The sequence below is a fragment of the Hansschlegelia beijingensis genome, from assembly GCF_045505405.1.
Lineage (GTDB): Bacteria > Pseudomonadota > Alphaproteobacteria > Rhizobiales > Methylopilaceae > Methylopila > Methylopila beijingensis_A.
Genome location: NZ_JBJKEX010000028.1, coordinates 1 through 19,126, shown reverse-complemented (window position 1 = coordinate 19,126; position 19,126 = coordinate 1). Strand labels below are relative to the sequence as shown.

Genomic DNA, 19,126 nt, shown 5'->3' with positions numbered 1-19,126 from the left:
CTGGCCTGGACGGCCGGCGTGGCGCTGCTGCGCCGCCGCCGCGCGCCCTAGCTCGCGCAAGCCTCTGCGGGCCCATGGGCCGCCCTTCTCATCTATTGGCACAGTTTATTTCCGTCAGAGCTTCAGGAAGCGTCTAATGCCGCTCGACGGCTGCGCGTCGAAGCAATCGGCAAGTACCCGCAAGAAAGCTGCGCCTTCGCGGGCAGTGGCGATAAAAAGAAGAAGGCAGTAGAATTCTGCGCAGGAAAATCGCTGGTCGCTTCGATGGTCGCGAATGGGCCGGGTTCTACCTCAATCTAAATCTACGAACGGAACGATCGATTTAAATCATAAGCGAATACAGTCCTGATGCGTTGCGGCCAGTTTGGGACTTCTCTAAAAATAATCAGGCGCTCTTTCGCCTGCTGATCTTGGGATGTGCGAATCGCTATGAGTCTGATCTCTGATGCTCTTGGGCACGCAAGCGGCTTCTTCCGGCGCGCCGGCGGATCGCGCCCGGTTCGGTCCGAGCCCGGCCGCCCGGACATGCTGGAGGCGCTCGCCGGCCCCGGCGAGGTGGTGGAGACCTCTCCCACGGTCGCGGACGAGGTCAAGTACACGACCTGCTACATGTGCGCGTGCCGGTGCGGGATCAAAGTCCACCTGAAGGACGGCCGCATCCGCTACATCGAGGGCAACAAGGATCATCCGGTCAATCGCGGCGTGCTGTGCGGCAAGGGCTCAGCCGGCATCATGCAGCAATATTCGCCGGCGAAGCTGCGCAAGCCGCTGCTCAGGACCGGCGAGCGCGGATCCGGCGAGTTCAAGGAGATCGAGTGGGACGAGGCGCTTGCGCTGGCCACCAAGTGGCTCGGCGACATCCGCCGGACCGATCCCAAGAAGCTCGCCTTCTTCACCGGCCGCGACCAGAGCCAGTCGCTGACGGGCTGGTGGGCCGCGCAGTTCGGCACGCCGAACTTCGCCGCGCATGGCGGCTTCTGCTCGGTCAACATGGCGGCGGCGGGCCTCTATTCGATCGGCGGCGCCTTCTGGGAGTTCGGCGAGCCGGACTGGGATGAGGCGCGCTACTTCATGCTCTTCGGCGTCGCCGAGGACCATGACTCCAATCCGATCAAGATCGGTCTGTCGAAGCTCAAGGAGCGCGGCGCCAAGTTCCTTTCCGTGAACCCGGTCAAGACGGGCTATTCGGCGATCGCCGACGAGTGGGTCGGCATTCGCCCCGGCACGGACGGACTGTTCATCTTCGCGCTGATCCATGTCCTGCTGCGCAACGACATCGTCGATTTCGACTTCCTCGCCCGCTACACCAACGCGACATGGCTGGTGATCGACAATCCCGGCGGCGCGGACCATGGCCTGTTCGCGCGCGACACCGAAGGCGCCCCGCTCGCCTGGGACAAGGATCGCGGCGAGCCTGTCGCCGCCTCGAAGGCCGACTTCTCGCCCGCCGTCGTCGGAACCTTCGACCTTCCGGACGGCCGGCGCGCCTCGCCGTCGTTCCAGCTGCTCGCCGACCGCTATCTGAGCGAGGAGTTCGCCCCCGAGGCGGTCGCGGACCGCTGCGGCGTCACGGCGGAGCGCATCCGGCGCATCGCCGCGGAGATCGCGGAGGCGTTCAACAACCCGGTGGTGATCGACCAGCCCTGGACGGACTGGGCGGGCCGCCGGCACGAGAAGATGGTCGGGCGTCCGATCGCGATGCACGCGATGCGCGGCATCTCGGCCCACTCCAACGGCTTCCACACCTGCCGCGCCCTGCATGTGCTGCAGATGCTGCTCGGCGCGGTCGATACGCCCGGCTCCTGGCGGTACAAGGCGCCCTATCCGAAGCCGCTGCCCGGCGGCCCGAAGCCCGCCGGCAAGACCGTGGCGCCGAACACGCCGCTCGGCGGCATGCCGCTCGGCTTCACGATGGGGCCGGAGGATCTTCTGGTCGAGGCGGACGGGACCCCGAAGCGTCTCGACAAGGCCTATTCGTGGGAGGCCCCGATCGCCGCCCACGGCCTGATGCACATGGCGATCCACAACGCCTGGGCGGGCGATCCCTATCCGATCGACGTCCTGTTCATGTACATGGCCAACATGGCCTGGAACTCGTCGATGAACACGGCGGGGACCATGCAGATGCTGACCGACAAGCATCCGGACGGGACCTACAAGATTCCGAAGATCATCTATTCAGACGCCTATGCGTCCGAGATGGTCTCCTACGCCGACCTCGTCCTGCCGGACACGACCTATCTCGAGCGTTGGGACTGCATCTCGCTCCTCGACCGGCCGATCGGCAGCGCGCACGGCCCGGCGGACGCCATCCGGCGTCCGGTGCTGAAGCCTGACCGCGACGTCCGGCCGTTCCAGGAGGTGATGATCGACCTCGGGGCGCGGCTCGGCCTGCCGGGCTTCGTCAACGAGGACGGCTCTGCCAAGTATCCGGGCGGCTACCCCGACTACATCGTCAATCACGAGCGCAAGCCCGGCGTCGGGCCGCTCGCGGGCTTCCGCGGCGAAGACGGCGAAACCGCCGGCAAGGGCGCGCCCAACAAGAGCCAGCTCGACCGTTACGTCGCCAACAAGAGCTTCTGGCGGATGGAGCTGCCGCACGACCAGCTCTACTTCAAGCACGGCAACAAGGGCTATCTCGAGAACGCGGTGAAGCTTGGCCTGATCGACAAGGCCGAGCAGATCGTGCTGCACCTCTACAGCGAGCCGCTGCAGAAGTTCCGGCTCGCCGCGGAGGGGCACGGCGAACTGCAGCCGCCGGAGCGCGACCGCGAACGGCTCAAGGCCTATTTCGATCCGCTGCCGATCTGGTACGCGCCGCTCGAGGAGCAGGCTGTCTCGACCGACGAGTTCCCGCTCTCGGCGATCACGCAGCGGCCGATGGCGATGTACCACTCGTGGCACTCGCAGAACACGTGGCTGCGCCAGATCTACTCGAAGAACTTCCTCTACATGAACCGCGAGACCGCGAAGTCTCTCGGCCTCGAGGACGGCGACTACGCCTGGGTGACCAGCAACCACGGCCGCATCCGGGCGCCCGTGCGGACCATGGAGGGCGTGAACCCCCACACGGTCTGGACCTGGAACGCGATCGGCAAGCGCAAGGGCGCCTGGAACCTGCCGGCCGACGCGCCGGAGGGCCAGGAAGGCTTCCTGCTCAACCACGTGATCTCCGAGCGCCTGCCCGAAAAGGACGGCTACAGCCACTCGAACTCCGACCCCGTGACGGGCCAGGCCGCCTGGTACGACGTTCGGGTCCGGGTCGAGAAGGCGGTCGATTGCGAGCAGTCGCCGCTGCCGAGTTTCCCGCCGCTCGCGCGGCCTCCCCGCATGCCGAACCGCCCCGACGTGCTGCGCTACGACGCGGAAGGCCGCAAGTGGCCGTGGCAGCGCCGGCCGGCCGCAAAGACGTCTGGAGTTAAATGACGTGACTTGTCTTCCCGAGGCCGTTCCCGGCCAGAAGAAGCTGGGCCTGGTGATCGATCTCGACACCTGCGTCGGCTGCCACGCCTGCGCGGTCAACTGCAAGGAGTGGAACGCCAGCGGCCATTCCGGGCCGCTCACCGATTATCAGAACACCTCCGACGGCGTCTGGTTCAACCGCGTCCACACCTTCGAGGCCGGCCAGGGCGAGACCTCCCGCACCGTGAACTTCCCGCGCTCCTGCCTGCACTGCGAGGAGCCGGCCTGCGTCACCGTCTGCCCGACCGGCGCCTCCTACAAGCGCGCCGAGGACGGCATCGTGCTGGTCAACGCCGACACCTGCATCGGCTGCAAGCTTTGCTCCTGGGCCTGCCCGTACGGCGCCCGCGAGTTCGACGAAGACGACGGCGTGATGAAGAAGTGCACGCTGTGCGTCGATAAGATCTACAACGAGAACCTGCCCGAGGCCGACCGGGTGCCGGCCTGCGTCGCCACCTGTCCGTCGCACGCCCGGCACTTCGGCGATCTCGGCGACCCGAACTCGGACGTCTCCATCCTGGTCGCCGAGCGCGGCGGCTACGAGCTGATGCCGGAGCTCGGCTACAAGCCGGTGAACCGCTATCTGCCGCCGCGGCCGCGCAAGAACGGGCCGCCGCCGGCGAGCGCCGCCTCGTCGTCCTCGTGCGGCTCGAACGAAAACATCTCGCTCCTCGATCTTGCGATGAAGAAGCCGGACGGGAAGGGCTCGGCCTTCCTGCGCTGGGCCGATCGCGTTCTGTCGCGGTAACGTCATGCATCCTGCGCTATCAGTCATCATCTTCACCACGGCCACCGGCGCCGGCTACGGCCTGCTGATCTGGTCCGGCCTGTTGTCAGCGTTCTCGGCGACCCCCGCCGAGCGGGTAGTGGCGCTCGTCACGCTTGGGACGGCGTTGCTACTCGTTACGCTGGGCCTGCTGTCATCGACGCTGCATCTCGGCCGCCCGGAGCGGGCGTGGCGGGCGTTGTCTCAGTGGCGGACGTCGTGGCTGTCGCGCGAAGGCCTCGCGGCGATCGCGACCTATGTGCCTGCGACGCTGCTCGGCCTCGCCTGGATCGTGTCGCCGGACCCGGGCCTCGCGGCCGTGCTGCTCGGCGTCCTGACGGCCTGCTGCGCGGTCGTGACGATCTACTGCACCGCGATGATCTACGCGTCGCTGAAGACCGTCCACCAGTGGCGCAACCAGTACGTGGTGCCGAACTATTTCGCGCTCGGCCTGTACTGCGGCGCGCTGCTGTTCGCCGCGCTGCTGCACCTGCTCGGCCATGGCCAGCCGCTGGTCGACATAGTCGCGGCGGCGGCGGGTCTGGTCGCGCTCGGCGGCAAGCTCGCCTATTGGCGCTTCATCGCCACAACCAGCCACGTCAGCACGCCGGAATCCGCCACAGGTCTCGGCGGCATCGGCAAGGTCCGCCTGTTCGAGGCGCCGCACACGGAAGAGAACTACCTGATGCGCGAGATGGGCTTCACCATCGCGCGCAAGCACGCCGACAAGCTGCGCAAGCTGGTCCTGCTCGCGCTGTTCGGCGCTCCGATCCTGCTGATGCTGATCTCGCTGCTGCTCGGCGGCGTGGCGGCCGCGGTGGTCGCCCTGATCGCCGTGCTCTCGGCCGGCGCCGGGATCCTGGTCGAGCGCTGGCTGTTCTTCGCCGAAGCGAAGCACACCGTGATGCTCTACTACGGAGCGCGCGCCGCATGAGCGACCACGCTCCGTCTTCTCCAGTCGGACTGGCGTGGGCGGGGCTTGGTCGCGCGCTGCGGCCGCAATGGATCTCCGCCGTCACGCCGGCGACCGTCCGCGCCGACGTCGTCGCGGGCCTGACCAGCGCCACCGTGGTCCTCCCGCAGGCGGTGGCGTTCGCGGCGATCGCCGGTCTGCCGCCGCAATACGGCTTCTACACCGCGATCGTCGTTCCCGTGGTGGCGGCGCTGTTCGGCTCCTCCTGGGTCATGGTGTCGGGGCCGACGCTCGTGATCTCGGCCCTGATGGCGAGCACGCTCAGCGCCCACGCCCAGCCGTTCACCCCCGAATTCATCTCGCTCGCGATCTTCCTCACCTTCCTGGTCGGCGTCCTGCAATGCGCCTTCGGAGCGCTGCAGCTCGGCCGGTTCGTGAACTTCATCTCGCACTCGGTGATGATCGGGTTCACGGCGGCGGCCGCGTTGCTGATCTCGGTCAGCCAGCTGAAGGACGCGCTCGGGCTGACGGCCGAACGCGGACAGAGCATCTTCGGCCAGATCGCAAATCTCGCGGCCGCGGCGGGCGAGACAAATCTCGCCGCGCTCGCGATCGCCGGCGTCACGCTCGGAACGCTGGTCGCCCTGCGGGTGCTCGCGCCGAAGCTGCCGGGCTTCATCGTCGCGCTCGGCGTCGGCAGCCTGCTCGGCGTCCTGATCGAGGCGGAGGCCAGGGGCGTGCGCATGGTGGGAGCGCTGCCGTCGGTCGCGCCGACGCCGGCGATGCCGGCGTTCTCGTTCGAGACGCTGCACGCGCTCGGGGAGGGCGCCTTCGCGATCGCCCTGCTCGGTCTCGTCGAGGCGATCTCTATCGGCCGCGCCTTCGCGCTCAAGCAGAACCGGCCGTTCGAGGCCAACCGCGAGATCGCGGCGCAAGGCGTGTCGAACGTCGTCGGCAGTTTCTTCCAGTGCTACGCCGGCTCCGGCTCCTTCACCCGCAGCGGCGTCAACTACGAGGCCGGCGCGGCGACGCCGCTGTCCGCGATCCTGTCGTCCTGCTTCCTGCTGGCGATCCTGCTGGTGGTCGCGCCGCTGTTCGGGCAGGTGCCGATCCCGGCCGTCGCCGCCGTGATCCTCTATGTCGCGTTCCGGCTGGTCGACCTTCGGGCGATCCGGCGGCTGGCGGCCACGAGCCGGACCGAGACGACCATCGTGGCGATCACCTTCGCGGCGGGCCTCTTCGTCAATCTGGAGTTCGCCGTCTATGGCGGCGTCATCGTCTCGCTTCTGATCTTCCTGTCGCGGACCGCCAAGCCGACGCTCTCGGTCGGCGCGCCGGACGGGCTTCAGTCGCACCGCCCGTTCCGCAACGCCGAGCTCTACAGCCTTCCGGAATGCCCGCAGGCCGCCTTCGCCCGGCTCGAGGGGCCGCTTTATTTCGGCTCCGTCGACTATCTCGAGCGCGAGCTTGGCCGCATCCAGCGGCAGCGGCCGAACCAGAAGCGGCTCGGCATCATCCTGCGCGGCGGCGGCGACGTCGACCTTCCGGGGGCCGAACTTCTGATCTCCGAGGCGAAGCGACGGCGCGCCCTGGGCGGCGATCTCTATTTGATCGCGCGGTTCCCGCCGCTGTTGCGGACGCTCGAGCGCTTCCACGTGATCGAGGCGCTCGGCCGGGACCACGTCATGTCCTCGAAGGGAGAGGCCATCGCGCGGATCGTCCCCGAGCTCGATCCCGAGATCTGCCGGGCCTGCAAGACCAGGATCTTCCGCGAATGTCCCGCGGCCGCCGGCATGGAGAGCGCGCCGCCGACCGAGCGCCTGTCAGCGAGCGTGGCCGCGTCATGAGAATGATCTCGCCTGATCGCGAGCAGACGCGGCGGCGGGACCGCCGCCGCTCCGGCATGCCCGCTCGGGACAACAGAAAATGCGGCGAAAAAGCCCGCATGGGGAGGAAGCGCAATGAGACGGAGAGGGTCGGACGAAGCGTATGAATCTTTGGCCGCGTCGCGGCCGGTTGACGAAGAGTGCCCCTGCCAGGAGGGGATGAGGCCGCAGGCGAGGCTCGGGCGTCGCCAGCTTCTGCTGTCGGCGGCCTCCACGCTGGGCGCGACGGCGCTCGCGGCCGGCGCGGCGAGGGCGGCTGAAGCCGCGCCTCCGGGGGCCGTGCATTACGACGTGCCGGAAGACCCCACCAAGGAGCAGGGCCGGCCGCTGCTCGCCGATGGCGGCTACGGGACGCGTTCCCAGTTCGAGACCGAGGTCCGGACCAAGGCCAAGAACCCGACCGACCTGACGTCGTGGACCTTCACGCCGCTCGCAGCCCAGATCGGCAACCTCACGCCCTCGGGCCTGCATTTCGAGCGCCATCACGGCGGCATCCCGACGATCGATCCCGCTCGTCACGAGCTGGTCGTGCACGGCATGGTCGGGACGCCGAAGAAGTTCTCTGTCGCCGATCTCAAGCGGATGCCGTCCGTCACCCGGAAGCACTTCATCGAGTGCTCGGGCAACACGTTGACCGAATGGGCCAAGCCTACGGCCAAGAACGTGCAGGTCACGCATGGTCTGCTCAGCACCTCGGAATGGACCGGCGTGCTGTTCTCGACGCTCGCGCGCGAGGTGGGCCTCAAGGAGGCCGCGCAGTGGGTGCTCGCGGAGGGCGCCGACGCCGCGGTGATGACGCGCAGCGTGCCGCTCGAAAAGCTGCTGTCCGACGGCATGATCGCCTACGGCCAGAACGGCGAGGCGCTGCGCCCCGAGCAGGGCTACCCGCTGCGCCTGCTGCTGCCCGGCTATGAGGGCAACACGCACATCAAATGGCTGCGGCGGCTGCAGGTCAGCGACCGGCCGTTCATGACCCGGGAGGAGACCTCGAAATACACCGACCTGATGCCGGACGGCCGCGCCAAGCTGTTCACGCTGCAGATGGGCGCGAAGTCGGTGATCACCTTTCCGTCGGCGGACATGATGCTGCCGAAGCCCGGGCTCTACGAGATCAAGGGGATCGCCTGGTCCGGGCGCGGCCGGGTCCAGTCCGTCGAGGTTTCGACGGACGCGGGCAAGACCTGGCGGCCCGCCAACATCGAGAACGTCGCGGAGCCGATGTGCACCGTGCGGTTCAACTGCCCGTGGGCCTGGGACGGACAGGCTGCGACCCTGCAGAGCCGATGCGTCGACGAGACCGGCTATGTGCAGCCGACGCGCGAGGAGCTCGTGCGGCTGCGCGGGCTGAACTCGGTCTACCACTACAACGCGATCCAGAGCTGGGCGGTCGCCGCGGACGGAGGGGTCAGCAATGTCCACGCTTAAGTTCGGCCTCGCCGCGCTCGCGCTCTCGCTCGGCGCCCCCGCCGCCTTTGCCCAGAGCCTGGAGGTGGGCTCGCCGGCGACCGACAAGGACCTCGCGGGGTACTTCGCCATCCAGCCCGACGGGGAGGGGCTTCCGCCCGGCAGCGGAACGGTGTCGGCCGGCGCCAAGGTCTACGGGGAGCGATGCGCCGCCTGCCATGGCGACAAGCTCCAGGGCGTCCCGGCGGCGGGCGGACCGGCGCTCGTCGGCGGTCGCGGCACCCTGTCGTCCGCCAAGCCGGTGAAGACCGTCGAGAGCTACTGGCCCTACGCCTCGACCCTCTACGACTATGTCTGGCGCTCCATGCCGTTCGACCAGCCGGGCTCGCTGTCGGCCGACGAGGTCTACGCCGTGTCGGCCTATGTCCTCGCGAAGGGGGGCGTCATCGCCGAGGACGCCACGATGGACGCCAGCAGCCTGCCGAAGGTCGAGATGCCGAACGCCAAGGGCTTCTACGACGGGCAGGGACCGGACCTGTCGCTCTACGCCGCGGAGCGCTGACGCCGGGCCAGGGGGGCGGCGAGGCTCACCGCCTCGCCGGCTCCCGGTCGCCCCCTGCCGCGGTCGGGCCTTCGTTCAGGACTGCGGCTTGATCTTCAGCTGGTCGATGGCCCAGAGCCATTCGCCGCCGGGCTGGCGGCGCGCGACTTCCGCCGAGATCGCGCCGTTGGGCAAACGGGCGAAGGTCATGGCCGTGTCGCCGTTGCGCAGCGTCGGGAGCTGCTCCGGCGCGGGGAAGCTTTTTCGCCGCTCGAGCAGGGCGGCGTAGAACTTCCGGATCTCCGCATGGCCGGTGGCCACGATCTCGCCGGCGGCCAGAACGGCTTCGGGCTCGTAGAGCGCGACGAGACCGTCGACGTCGCCTTCGTTGGCGCGGGCGATGAACAGGCGGGCGAGATCGTCCGGGTCCCGTGCGGCCTCGTGTTGGGCTGTCGTCATCTGCTGGCTCCTTCCTGAGACGAAGGCGAGCGGCGGGCCCTCAGGTCAGCAGCCGCCCTTCGCGATCACGCACCGCGACGCTGACCGGAACGCCGGTCTGCACGCTTTCGGATACGGTGCAAAAGCGCTGGAACTGCGAGATCGCGCTGTCCACCCGAGGCATCTCGTCCGCCGACGCCCCAAGCGTGATCGCGACCTCGATGCCCTCCACCCGCAGCCGGTTCTCGGAGTTCCGCGCGACCCGGCACGAGGCCTCCGCCTGCACGTCGCCCGCGTCCTGCTTGTACTTGCCCAGTGCGAAGACCAGGCTCGCGCACAGGCAGTTCGCCACGCTGGCGACCAGCAATTGCTCCGGGTGCGGCCCGGCGTCGTCCCCGATCGGCGCGGCCTCGTCGACGAGCAGATCCGGGATCGCTGCGCCGAAGTCGACGATGAAGCGGTAGCCGTCGATCTGGCGAATCCGGATTCGCGCTTCGGTCGTCATGCATGTTCCCGGGCTGATGCTGCGGCGGCGCTCGGCGGGCGAGCCCCGGTCCGCGAAGGGCGGCCGTCACGGGCCTCGCGCCCTGAAGCGGCCCGTTGTCCGTGAACCCGACGGAGTATGGAGCGGCGGGCGCCGGCGGCAACCGGCGGCTCACCGGCCTTGACTTGGAGCCGAAGCTGGCATACCAAATACCACATATAACAGCGCATAAAGTCACTCGAAGTGACGCGCAGTCGGAGACCCAAAGCGGCTCCGGCGGAAGGAGGAAACAGTAGATGATGAAGCAGCGTCTTATTCGCGACTAAAGCCGGCTACTGAACGAGTTTCTCTCGTCTTGAACAGCCGTTGAACGATCTGGCGTCGGTCTTAGCGACCCACGTCCTGCCTGCGTGCCTTGGCGTCCAAGTCAAGAGCAGGCTGATCGGAGGATTTATGTCGCAGAACGTGGATCTCGAGCAGTTGGTGGCCGCAGTCGGCGACGCGATCGTCGTGTCGGACCGCGACGGCGTCATCACGCTCTGGAACCCCGCCGCGGAACGAATGTTCGGCTTCACCGAGGCCGAGGCCGTGGGTCAGTCGCTCGATCTGATCACGCCGGAGCGGCATCGCGCGCGACACTGGCGCGGCTACGCCAAGACGGCCGAGACGGGAAAGACCAGATACGGGCATGAGCTCCTGAAGGTGCCCGCGATCGGCAAGGACGGTCGGTCGCTGTCGATCGCCTTCACGGTCTCCCTCCTGTTCGACGCTGATCGCCGGGTCACGGGCGTCGCCGCGGTGATCCGCGACGAGACGGCCCGGTGGAGCGAGGAACGGGAGCTTCGGAAGCGGCTCGCCGAGCTCGAGGCCGCCCAATCCGCGAGGCAGGAGGCTGAGCCACAGGTTTCCCCCGCATGAGGCAGACGCGCCGAGGACGTTTCGGCGCAATCGCAAGTCAATCAACAGAAATCACGATCCAAAGATCGAAAGGGAGCACCACATGAGCAAGCCGCTCGAGGGCATCAAGATCATCGACTTCACGCACGTGCAGGCGGGTCCTGCGTGCACGCAGCTGCTGGCGTGGTTCGGCGCTGACGTGATCAAGGTCGAGCGCCCCGGCGCCGGCGACGTCACGCGCTCGCAGCTCCGCCACGTCGAAGACGCCGACGCGCTGTACTTCACGATGCTGAACTCCAACAAGCGCTCGCTGACGCTCGACACCAAGACCCCCGAGGGCAAGGAAGTCCTCGAGAAGCTGATCCGTGAATCCGACGTGATGGTCGAGAACTTCGGCCCCGGCGCGCTTGACCGCATGGGCTTCTCCTGGGCGCGCATCCAGGAGCTCAACCCGGGCATGATCCTCGCTTCGGTGAAGGGCTTCTCGGACGGCCACCACTACGAGGACCTGAAGGTCTACGAGAACGTCGCACAGTGCGCGGGCGGCGCCGCGTCGACCACCGGCTTCTGGGACGGTCCCCCCACCGTTTCGGGCGCGGCGCTCGGCGACAGCAACACCGGCATGCACCTTGCGATCGGCATCCTCACGGCGCTGCATCAGAAGAACAAGACCGGCAAGGGCCAGAAGGTCGCCGTGTCCATGCAGGACTCGGTGCTCAACCTCTGCCGCGTCAAGCTGCGTGACCAGCAGCGTCTCGACGCCCTCGGTTACCTCGAGGAGTACCCGCAGTATCCGCACGGCGAGTTCTCCGACGTGGTCCCGCGGGGCGGCAACGCCGGCGGCGGCGGCCAGCCGGGCTGGGTGCTGAAGTGCAAGGGCTGGGAGACCGACCCCAACGCCTACATCTACTTCACCATCCAGGGCCACGCGTGGGCCCCGATCTGCAAGGCGCTCGGCAAGGAAGAGTGGATCGACGATCCAGCCTACAACACCGCCCGCGCCCGCCAGGACAAGATCATGGACATCTTCGCCACGATCGAGGAATGGCTCGCCGACAAGACCAAGTTCGAGGCGGTCGACATCCTGCGCAAGTTCGACATCCCCTGCGCGCCGGTGCTGTCGATGAAGGAGATCGCGAACGACGAGTCGCTGCGCAAGAGCGGCACGGTCGTCGAGGTCGATCATCCCAAGCTCGGCAAGTACCTGACCGTCGGCAGCCCGATCAAGTTCTCGGACATGGAGGTCGACGTGAAGGCTTCGCCGCTACTCGGCGAGCACACCGACGAAGTGCTCCGCGACCTCGGCTACACCGAGCAGCAGATCGAGATGCTGCATCAGGCCCGCGCGGTCTGATCGCCGCCCGTCAACTTACCTGACGGCATGGCGGCGCGTTTCGACGCGCCGCCATTTTCTTTTCTCGGCCTCGTCCTGTGCGGCGTGGGCCATCCAAAGCGGGGCCTCATGATCGACCCCCACCTGGCCGGTCGGCTCGACTTCGCCCACCGGCTGCCGACCCTGTCGCCGCTGCCTCCCGGCCGGAACGAACTCGGGCTGTTCGAGCAGCGCGACGCGGTGCTCTACGTGCCTGAGGGGATCGACCCGCGTCGGCCGACGCCGCTGGTGACGCTGTTCCACGGCGGCGGCGGCCACGCGGCCAAGATCCTGCCGATGCTCGAGGAGCACGCCGCGCGCCGGCGCTTCCTGCTGCTCGCGCCGCAATCGCTGTTTCCGACCTGGGATCTCGTGATCGCCGGCCATGGGCCCGATCGCGAGCGGCTGGACGCCGCCCTCGGGGACGTCGCCTCGCGATTCCTCCTGGACCCGACCCGTTTCGTGTTCGCGGGCCACTCCGACGGCGGCAGCTACGCCTTGTCGCTCGGCCTCGCCAACGGGGCGTTCGTCAGCCATCTGGTGATCTCGTCGGCCGGCTTCATGTCGGTGCATCTTCAGACCGGCGCGCCGAAGATCTTCATCTCGCACGGCACGCGCGACGAGCAGATCCCGATCGAGCGCAGCGCCCGGGTCCACGCCGCGAAGCTGACGCAGGCGGGCTACGACGTCTCCTATGTCGAGTATGCCGGTCCGCACGCCTGGCAGCCGACGGTCGTCTCGCAGGCTGTGGACTTCTTCATGGCGCCGACGGCCGCCGTCTCGGCGGCCCAGTCCTGACGCCTTTCCGCCGGGCGACGCTGCGTCCGGCGGGCCTCATCACGTAATCGATAGATCTGGCGCCCCGGCGGCTGCTACGGCGGCCGGCCAGCGGCGCGCCGAGCTCGAGCCCAGGACAAAAAAAACCGGCGGGCCTGCGCCCGCCGGGGTTCGGATGCCGTGAGGAGGGGAGCCCAGGGCGTCCGTCGTCGGGGTTACTTCTTGCGGACGACCACGCTCTGCGGGTTGAGGCTGCCGATGTTGCCGCTCTCGCTGCCGGCCTCCGGGTCGATCACCGCGTTGATGAGCGTCGGGCGGCCGGAGTCCATCGCCTCGTCGACGGCGCGCTTCAGCTCGTCCGGCGTCGTCACGTGGACGCCGACGCCGCCGAAGGCCTCCATCATCTTGTCGTAGCGCGAGTCCTTCACGAACACGGTCGTGCCGGGGTCGCGGCCGGTCGGGTCCATGTCGGTGCCGCGATAGATGCCGTTGTTGTTGAAGATCACGATGCACACCGGCAGGTTGTACCGGCAGATCGTCTCGACCTCCATGCCCGAGAACCCGAAGGCCGAGTCGCCCTCGACCGCCAGGACCGGCTTGCCGGTCTCGATCGCGGCCGCGATCGCGAAGCCCATGCCGATGCCCATCACGCCCCAGGTGCCGACGTCCAGGCGCTTGCGCGGCTGGTACATGTCGATGATGCCGCGGGCGAGATCGAGCGTGTTGGCGCCCTCGTTGACGAGGATCGCGTCGGGCCGCTCCTTGATGACCTGCTTCAGGGCGCCGAGCGCGGTGTGGAAGCACATCGGCGAGGAGTTCTTGCCGAGCTTCGCCGCCATCTTGGAGATGTTGGCGTCCTTCTTGGCCTTGATGGTCTCGGTCCACTGCGCGGGCACGCCCGGCCAGCTGGAGTCGATCCCGGCGAGCAGCGCGGAGACGACGGAGCCGATGTCGCCCACGAGCGGCGCGGCGATCTCGACGTTCGAGTCCATTTCCTTGGGCTCGATGTCGATCTGGATGAACTTCTTCGAGCCCGGCTCGCCCCACTGCTTGCCCTTGCCGTGGCTGAGCAGCCAGTTCAGGCGCGCGCCGACGAGCACGACGACGTCGGAGTCCTTGAGCACGGTCGAGCGGGCGGCGCCGGCCGAGAGCGGGTGGTTGTCGGGCAGGAGGCCCTTGGCCATGCTCATCGGGATGTAGGGGATGCCGCTCTTCTCGACGAACTGGCGGATCTCGTCGTCAGCCTGGGCGTAGGCGGCGCCCTTGCCGAGGACGATCAGCGGGCGCTTGGCGCTCTTGAGCAGGTCCATGGCGCGCTTGACGGCCGAGGGGGCCGGCAGCTGCGCCGGGGCCGGGTCGATGACCTTGACGAGGGAGCGTTCGCCCTTGGCGGCGTCGAGCACCTGGGAGAACAGCTTCGCCGGCAGGTCGAGATAGACGCCGCCCGGACGGCCCGAAACCGCGGCGCGGATGGCGCGCGCGACGCCGATGCCGATGTCTTCCGCGTGCAGCACGCGGAACGCCGCCTTGCAGAGCGGCTTCGCGATCGCGAGCTGGTCCATCTCCTCATAGTCGCCCTGCTGCAGGTCGACGATCTCGCGCTCCGAGGAGCCCGAGATGAGGATCATCGGGAAGCAGTTCGTGGTGGCGTTGGCGAGCGCGGTGAGGCCGTTCAGAAAGCCCGGAGCCGACACCGTCAGGCAGACGCCCGGCTTCTTGGTCAGGAAGCCCGCGATCGCCGCCGCGTTTCCGGCGTTCTGCTCATGGCGGAACGACACCACGCGGATGCCTTCAGCCTGCGCCATGCGGCCCAGATCGGTGATCGGAATGCCCGGCACGCCATAGATCGTCTCGATGCCGTTCAGCTTCAGCGCGTCGATGACGAGGTGAAAGCCGTCCGTCAGCTCCTGCGGAGCGTCGGCTTCGGCCATGCTGACGTCGGCGGTCGTGGAGTTGATCAGCTGCGCTACTGCGGACATTTGCTTCCTCCGGAGAATTCTTGGCTGTTCATCCAGCCGTTGTTGCTAGGCGCCTGGCGTGCGCGGCGCGTGACGTTGCGACCCGGCTTCAGAGCTCGAACAGGGCGCGGCGGCCGGCGGGGCGCTGGACCTGCGGCTTGGGGCGGCGGGTCGCGCCGTCCCCGCGCGCCGTCGAACCGAACCGTGCTGCTGGCGGCGTCAGCCCCGTGGCTGTCATGGGCCGTCTCCTCGATCCCTTCGCGCCGCCGCCGGTTGACCGGTCTCTGGAATGGCGCGTCTTATTTAGTTTTCCTGAGTTCTGGGCGGGCTCTCTTCAGGAGACCAAGTATCCAGCCCTCAGTCGCGCCCACATCCGGTCTCCGACGAAAGTCGTGGAGCTCATATGGACGTGTTTCAGCGCGTCAGTACGTTGCCGAGGACACTGGCATGCCAGATGCCAAGCGTCAATACGATCTTCGATCGACCCATTGCCAAATGCAGGCGCCGGCCCATTGCGGCGAGGGCGAATTCGGCGGCCCCGCTAGCCATGGGCGGCGGAGCTACCCTCGTTGGATCCCGGCCTCTTCGGACCGAAGACAGCGCGAGCGCGACCTGTTCCGCGGCGCCCGCGAGTCGCGGGCGCCGCGCCGCTCATTCCGCCTCGGACGGCGGCTGTTTGGGAGGCGCGATCACCGAGATCGCGCGCGGCAGCAGCCGGAAGGTCGCTGGCGTCTTGGTGACGATCTCGCCGTCGGCGTTGACCGAGCGGGGGCGGCGCGTGCGGACCTCGAATTCATGGCCGGACATCGCCCGCACCTCGCTCCACGCGCCGTGCTCGCCCGCGCGGAACGACCGGAGCATGAGCGCGAGCCGCCAGGCCCGCGAAAACTCGAGGCTGTAGAGATCGAGCCGGCCGTCGTCGATATCGGCGTCCTGCTCGATCACGTTGCCGCCGCCATAATAGCGCCCGTTGCCGACCGCGACCTGCAGGGTCAGCGCCCGGCACGTCTTGTCCCCGCTGCTGATGCGGACGCGGAAGGGCCTGGCGCGGGCGAGCACCCTGAGCGCCGTGATCAGATAGCCGAGCTTGCCGAAGCGCTGCTTGATCTCGCTTGTCAGCGACTTGGCGAGTTCGGCGCTCAGCCCGATGCTGGCGACGTTGAAGAACAGCCGGCCGTTGACCTCCCCGAGGTCGATCCGCCGGACCTCGCCTTCCGCGATGATGCGGCACGCCTCCGGAATGTCGGCCGGAATGTCGAGCGTGCGGGCGAGATCGTTGGCGGTGCCGGTGGGCACGATGCCGAGCGGCCGCCCGGCGTCCACGACGCCGCGGGCCGCCGCGTTCATGCTGCCGTCGCCGCCGCCGACCACGATCACGTCGTAGGCGGGTCCTTCGCGCGCGATCTGGGCCGACGTCTTGTCGGGCGTGTCGCAGTCCAGCGGGGTGACGGCGAAGCCGCGGCCCTCCAGCTCTTCCCGAATCTGCTTGGCTGCCGCCTCGCCGCTACGGCTTTTGGCGTTTACGACGAGCAACGCGCGACGCATGAACGGTCGGCTCCCCAATGAGTCTCGCCGACTATCTAGCGCGCCGCGCGTCCGTGGCGCTGTCTTTCGACATGTGCGCGCATCGCTTGTTCGCCGCCGGCTTCAGGAGCGACTTCCTTTCAGAAGAACCCCGTGAGCGGCACGCGCTCGCCCGAGATCAGGTGCTGGCCGACGCCGCGCGCCTTGTAGGCGGCGGGGTTGTGGGTCGCGAGCGTGCGGGCGTTCCGCCAGTGGCGGTCGAGATTGGCGCTCCGCCTGGTCGAGGTCGCGCCGCCGACGTCGAAGATCCGGGAGCCGGAGCGGATCGCGAGTTCATCGACGATCACCTTGGCCTTGGCGGCCGCGAGCGCGCCCGACCGCCTCGCAGGGCGTCGGCCGCCCCCCGGCGCCCTCGATCACCACGCGGCCGCCGATCGCCATCGCGCCGAGCGGCCCTGCGACTTCCACCAACAGGCCGCGCACGCCCACCACGCGCCCGAAAACCTCGTGGTCCGGGGTGGCTTGGACGCTCTGCAACAGGCCGCGCATCGCGCTCATCGCGAATCCCTAGCGAATCGTGACCGGCGGGCCGCCAACGTAACGCTTCGTTTACCCCGCGGGCCAATTATGAACGCGCCGGTAAAGGGATCGGAAACCGTAGTTCGTCGCGAAACGATGAGTCTTGAGAGTCGCTTAGCTCATTTTGTTAATCATGATGCGAAGCTTGCGACTTTCGTGAAAATCGTTTTTCTTCAACAGGTTACTAAGATTTTACGAAACATCGAGATCGAGCTTGCGACGCAGAATCAGATTCTGTTAACCTTTCGTCGTTAAGCTTGAATCGGACTGGAAACGATCGGTTCACCGTGGCGCCCGGCCTATTGCAGGCAGGTCACGCGGGCATCGGTGGAGGACTCGCATGCGCGTTCTTCTTATAGAAGACGACAAGTCTACAGCTCAGAGCATCGAGCTGATGCTCAAGTCCGAGAGCTTCAACGTCTATACGACGGAGCTGGGCGAAGAGGGCATCGACCTCGGCAAGCTCTACGATTACGACATCATCCTCCTCGACCTGAACCTGCCGGACATGTCCGGCTACGAGGTGCTGCGCGCGCTTCGGCTGGCCAAGATCAAGACGCCGATCCTGATCCTTTCGGGGCTCGCCGGCATTGAGGACAAGGTGCGCGGCCTCGGCGTCGGCGCCGACGACTACATGACGAAGCCGTTCCACAAGGACGAACTCGTCGCCCGCATCCACGCCATCGTGCGGCGCTCGAAGGGGCACGCGCAGTCGGTGATCACGACCGGCGACCTGATCGTCAATCTCGACACCAAGACCGTCGAAGTCGGCGGCGCCCGGGTGCATCTGACGGGCAAGGAATACCAGATGCTCGAGTTGCTGAGCCTGCGGAAGGGCTCGACGCTCACCAAGGAGATGTTCCTCAACCATCTCTACGGCGGCATGGACGAGCCGGAGCTCAAGATCATCGACGTCTTCATCTGCAAGCTCCGCAAGAAGCTCGCCAACGCCACCAACGGCAAGAACTACATCGAGACCGTATGGGGCCGCGGCTACGTGCTGCGCGAGCCGATGGAGGACGAGGCCCGGGCAATCGCCTGACCTCGCCGTCGCGAGATCAACGACAAAGCCCCGCGTCGTCGACGCGGGGCTTTGTCGTTGGAAAGCCTTGGGATCAGATCGCGGCGGCGACCGCGGCCGGAGCTCTCGGCGCAGGCACGTTGAGCAGCCGGTGCTGCGCGTGGGGCCCGAACGGCGCTCCGGTCCCGACGAGCGACTCGGCCGCCCCCAGGACGAGGTAGCCGTCGGGGGCCATCTGGCGCGCGATCCGCGCGAGGATGTCCGACTTGGTCGCCTCCTCGAAATAGATCAGCACGTTGCGACAGAACACGATGTCGAACCGGCCGAGCGCGGAGAAGTCGCGCAGCAGGTTGAGCGTGCGGAACTGAACCCTGGCGCGCAGCGCAGGCGAGATCCGCCAGCGGTCGCCCTCCTGGGTGAAGTGCTTGAGCAGCTGCCGGATCGGCAGGCCCCGCTGCACCTCGAACTGACTGAACAGGCCCGCCCGGGCCCGCTCGACGACCTCGCTCGAGAGATCGGTCGCCACGATCTCGACAGTCCATCCCGTGAGCCGCGGCGCCCATTCCTCCAGGAGCATCGCAAGCGAATAGGCCTCCTGGCCGGACGAGCAGGCGGCGGACCAGATCCGGATCCGGCGCTCCTTCGCGCGGCGGACGAGCAGTTCGGGCAGCATCACGTCGGTGAAGGCCGCGAACGGCCCGCCGTCGCGGAAGAAAAAGGTCTCGTTGGTGGTCATCGCCTCGATCACGAGGCGCTGGCTCTCGAGATCGCCGGCCGAGACGCGCCCGACCAGATCGGCGACCGCGGCGAGGCCCAGCCGGCGGGCCAGCGGCCCGAGCCGCGCCTCGACCAGGTAACGCTTGTCGTCGCCGATCGCGATGCCGGAGCGCTCTTTCAGGAACTGCGCGAGATAGGCGTACTGGGTCGGCGTCACGAGCGTTCCCCCACGATCGCGCGGGCGATCCGCGGCCCCATCTCGGAAAGCGGCAGCACGGCGGAGCAGGCGCCCGTGGCGACCGCGGCGCCGGGCATCCCCCAGACCACGCTGGTCGCCTCGTCCTGCGCAAACACCCGCCCGCCGCATTGCCGGTGATGACGTTGGCG

Annotated in this window: 19 protein-coding genes; 10 read left to right on the top strand and 9 right to left on the bottom strand. The window is 67.8% G+C overall.

Annotated elements, in window-relative coordinates; all coding sequences use genetic code 11:
• Nucleotides 1-525: 525 nt before the first annotated feature.
• From ACIKT0_RS03530 to ACIKT0_RS03505, 6 genes are all read left to right on the top strand, one after another.
• Entirely contained in the window at nt 526-3,426 is a 2,901-nt protein-coding gene (locus tag ACIKT0_RS03530) for a molybdopterin oxidoreductase family protein (RefSeq protein WP_407104023.1), read from the top strand.
• Nucleotide 3,427: 1 nt separating this feature from the next.
• Entirely contained in the window at nt 3,428-4,210 is a 783-nt protein-coding gene (locus tag ACIKT0_RS03525; RefSeq protein WP_407104022.1) for a 4Fe-4S dicluster domain-containing protein, read from the top strand.
• Nucleotides 4,211-4,214: 4 nt separating this feature from the next.
• The gene (locus ACIKT0_RS03520; RefSeq protein WP_407104021.1) at nt 4,215-5,162 is read left to right on the top strand and encodes a dimethyl sulfoxide reductase anchor subunit family protein; all 948 of its coding nucleotides are present in this window, start codon (nt 4,215-4,217) and stop codon (nt 5,160-5,162) included.
• Nucleotides 5,159-6,988, top strand: a complete 1,830-nt coding sequence (locus ACIKT0_RS03515) for a SulP family inorganic anion transporter (RefSeq protein ID WP_407104020.1) — start codon at nt 5,159-5,161, stop codon at nt 6,986-6,988. The genes ACIKT0_RS03520 and ACIKT0_RS03515 overlap by 4 nt, the downstream gene beginning before the upstream one ends.
• A gap of 198 nt (nt 6,989-7,186) precedes the next feature.
• Nucleotides 7,187-8,452, top strand: coding sequence for a sulfite dehydrogenase (gene soxC / locus ACIKT0_RS03510; protein WP_407104019.1), 1,266 nt, complete (start codon nt 7,187-7,189; stop codon nt 8,450-8,452).
• Nucleotides 8,439-8,993 carry a c-type cytochrome gene (locus ACIKT0_RS03505; protein ID WP_407104018.1) on the top strand — a complete coding sequence of 185 codons (555 nt, stop codon included), beginning with the start codon at nt 8,439-8,441 and terminating at the stop codon, nt 8,991-8,993. The genes soxC and ACIKT0_RS03505 overlap by 14 nt, the downstream gene beginning before the upstream one ends.
• 75 nt (nt 8,994-9,068) lie before the next feature.
• On the opposite strand, the gene ACIKT0_RS03500 is transcribed toward ACIKT0_RS03505, so the two are convergent.
• Both ACIKT0_RS03500 and ACIKT0_RS03495 read right to left on the bottom strand, forming a co-directional pair.
• The gene (locus ACIKT0_RS03500) at nt 9,069-9,431 is read right to left on the bottom strand and encodes a YybH family protein (RefSeq protein ID WP_407104017.1); all 363 of its coding nucleotides are present in this window, start codon (nt 9,429-9,431) and stop codon (nt 9,069-9,071) included.
• A 40-nt stretch (nt 9,432-9,471) separates the two neighbouring features.
• Nucleotides 9,472-9,915, bottom strand: coding sequence for an OsmC family protein (locus tag ACIKT0_RS03495; protein WP_407104016.1), 444 nt, complete (start codon nt 9,913-9,915; stop codon nt 9,472-9,474).
• Nucleotides 9,916-10,347: 432 nt separating this feature from the next.
• Between ACIKT0_RS03495 and ACIKT0_RS03490 the strand changes: the two genes are divergently transcribed.
• From ACIKT0_RS03490 to ACIKT0_RS03480, 3 genes are all read left to right on the top strand, one after another.
• Nucleotides 10,348-10,812 carry a PAS domain-containing protein gene (locus ACIKT0_RS03490; RefSeq protein WP_407104015.1) on the top strand — a complete coding sequence of 155 codons (465 nt, stop codon included), beginning with the start codon at nt 10,348-10,350 and terminating at the stop codon, nt 10,810-10,812.
• An 82-nt stretch (nt 10,813-10,894) separates the two neighbouring features.
• The gene (gene frc, locus ACIKT0_RS03485; protein ID WP_183393545.1) at nt 10,895-12,145 is read left to right on the top strand and encodes a formyl-CoA transferase; all 1,251 of its coding nucleotides are present in this window, start codon (nt 10,895-10,897) and stop codon (nt 12,143-12,145) included.
• A 108-nt stretch (nt 12,146-12,253) separates the two neighbouring features.
• Nucleotides 12,254-12,961 (top strand): alpha/beta hydrolase, encoded by a 708-nt coding sequence (locus ACIKT0_RS03480; protein ID WP_407104014.1) that lies wholly within the window; start codon nt 12,254-12,256, stop codon nt 12,959-12,961.
• Nucleotides 12,962-13,155: 194 nt separating this feature from the next.
• Here ACIKT0_RS03480 and oxc read toward each other — a convergent pair whose 3' ends face one another.
• From oxc to ACIKT0_RS03455, 5 genes are all read right to left on the bottom strand, one after another.
• Nucleotides 13,156-14,919 carry an oxalyl-CoA decarboxylase gene (gene oxc, locus ACIKT0_RS03475; protein ID WP_407104013.1) on the bottom strand — a complete coding sequence of 588 codons (1,764 nt, stop codon included), beginning with the start codon at nt 14,917-14,919 and terminating at the stop codon, nt 13,156-13,158.
• Nucleotides 14,920-15,007: 88 nt separating this feature from the next.
• Nucleotides 15,008-15,136, bottom strand: coding sequence for a hypothetical protein (locus ACIKT0_RS03470; protein ID WP_407104012.1), 129 nt, complete (start codon nt 15,134-15,136; stop codon nt 15,008-15,010).
• A 413-nt stretch (nt 15,137-15,549) separates the two neighbouring features.
• A complete protein-coding gene (locus ACIKT0_RS03465; RefSeq protein WP_407104011.1) occupies nt 15,550-16,443 on the bottom strand; it encodes a lipid kinase in 894 nt (297 codons plus the stop codon).
• Nucleotides 16,444-16,562: 119 nt separating this feature from the next.
• Complete coding sequence (locus ACIKT0_RS03460; protein WP_407104010.1) at nt 16,563-16,769, bottom strand: hypothetical protein; 207 nt, start codon at nt 16,767-16,769, stop codon at nt 16,563-16,565.
• Nucleotides 16,756-16,980, bottom strand: coding sequence for a hypothetical protein (locus ACIKT0_RS03455; protein WP_407104009.1), 225 nt, complete (start codon nt 16,978-16,980; stop codon nt 16,756-16,758). The genes ACIKT0_RS03460 and ACIKT0_RS03455 overlap by 14 nt, the downstream gene beginning before the upstream one ends.
• Before the next feature lie 361 nt (nt 16,981-17,341).
• Here ACIKT0_RS03455 and ctrA point away from each other — a divergent pair, with 361 nt between their 5' ends.
• A complete protein-coding gene (ctrA, locus tag ACIKT0_RS03450) occupies nt 17,342-18,043 on the top strand; it encodes a response regulator transcription factor CtrA (protein ID WP_183395437.1) in 702 nt (233 codons plus the stop codon).
• Between the two features lie 73 nt (nt 18,044-18,116).
• On the opposite strand, the gene ACIKT0_RS03445 is transcribed toward ctrA, so the two are convergent.
• A complete protein-coding gene (locus ACIKT0_RS03445) occupies nt 18,117-18,956 on the bottom strand; it encodes a CheR family methyltransferase (protein WP_407104008.1) in 840 nt (279 codons plus the stop codon).
• Nucleotides 18,953-19,126, bottom strand: a 174-nt coding sequence (locus ACIKT0_RS03440) for a chemotaxis protein CheB (RefSeq protein WP_407104024.1), incomplete at its 5' end; no start/stop codon positions are given. The genes ACIKT0_RS03440 and ACIKT0_RS03445, both read right to left, overlap by 4 nt.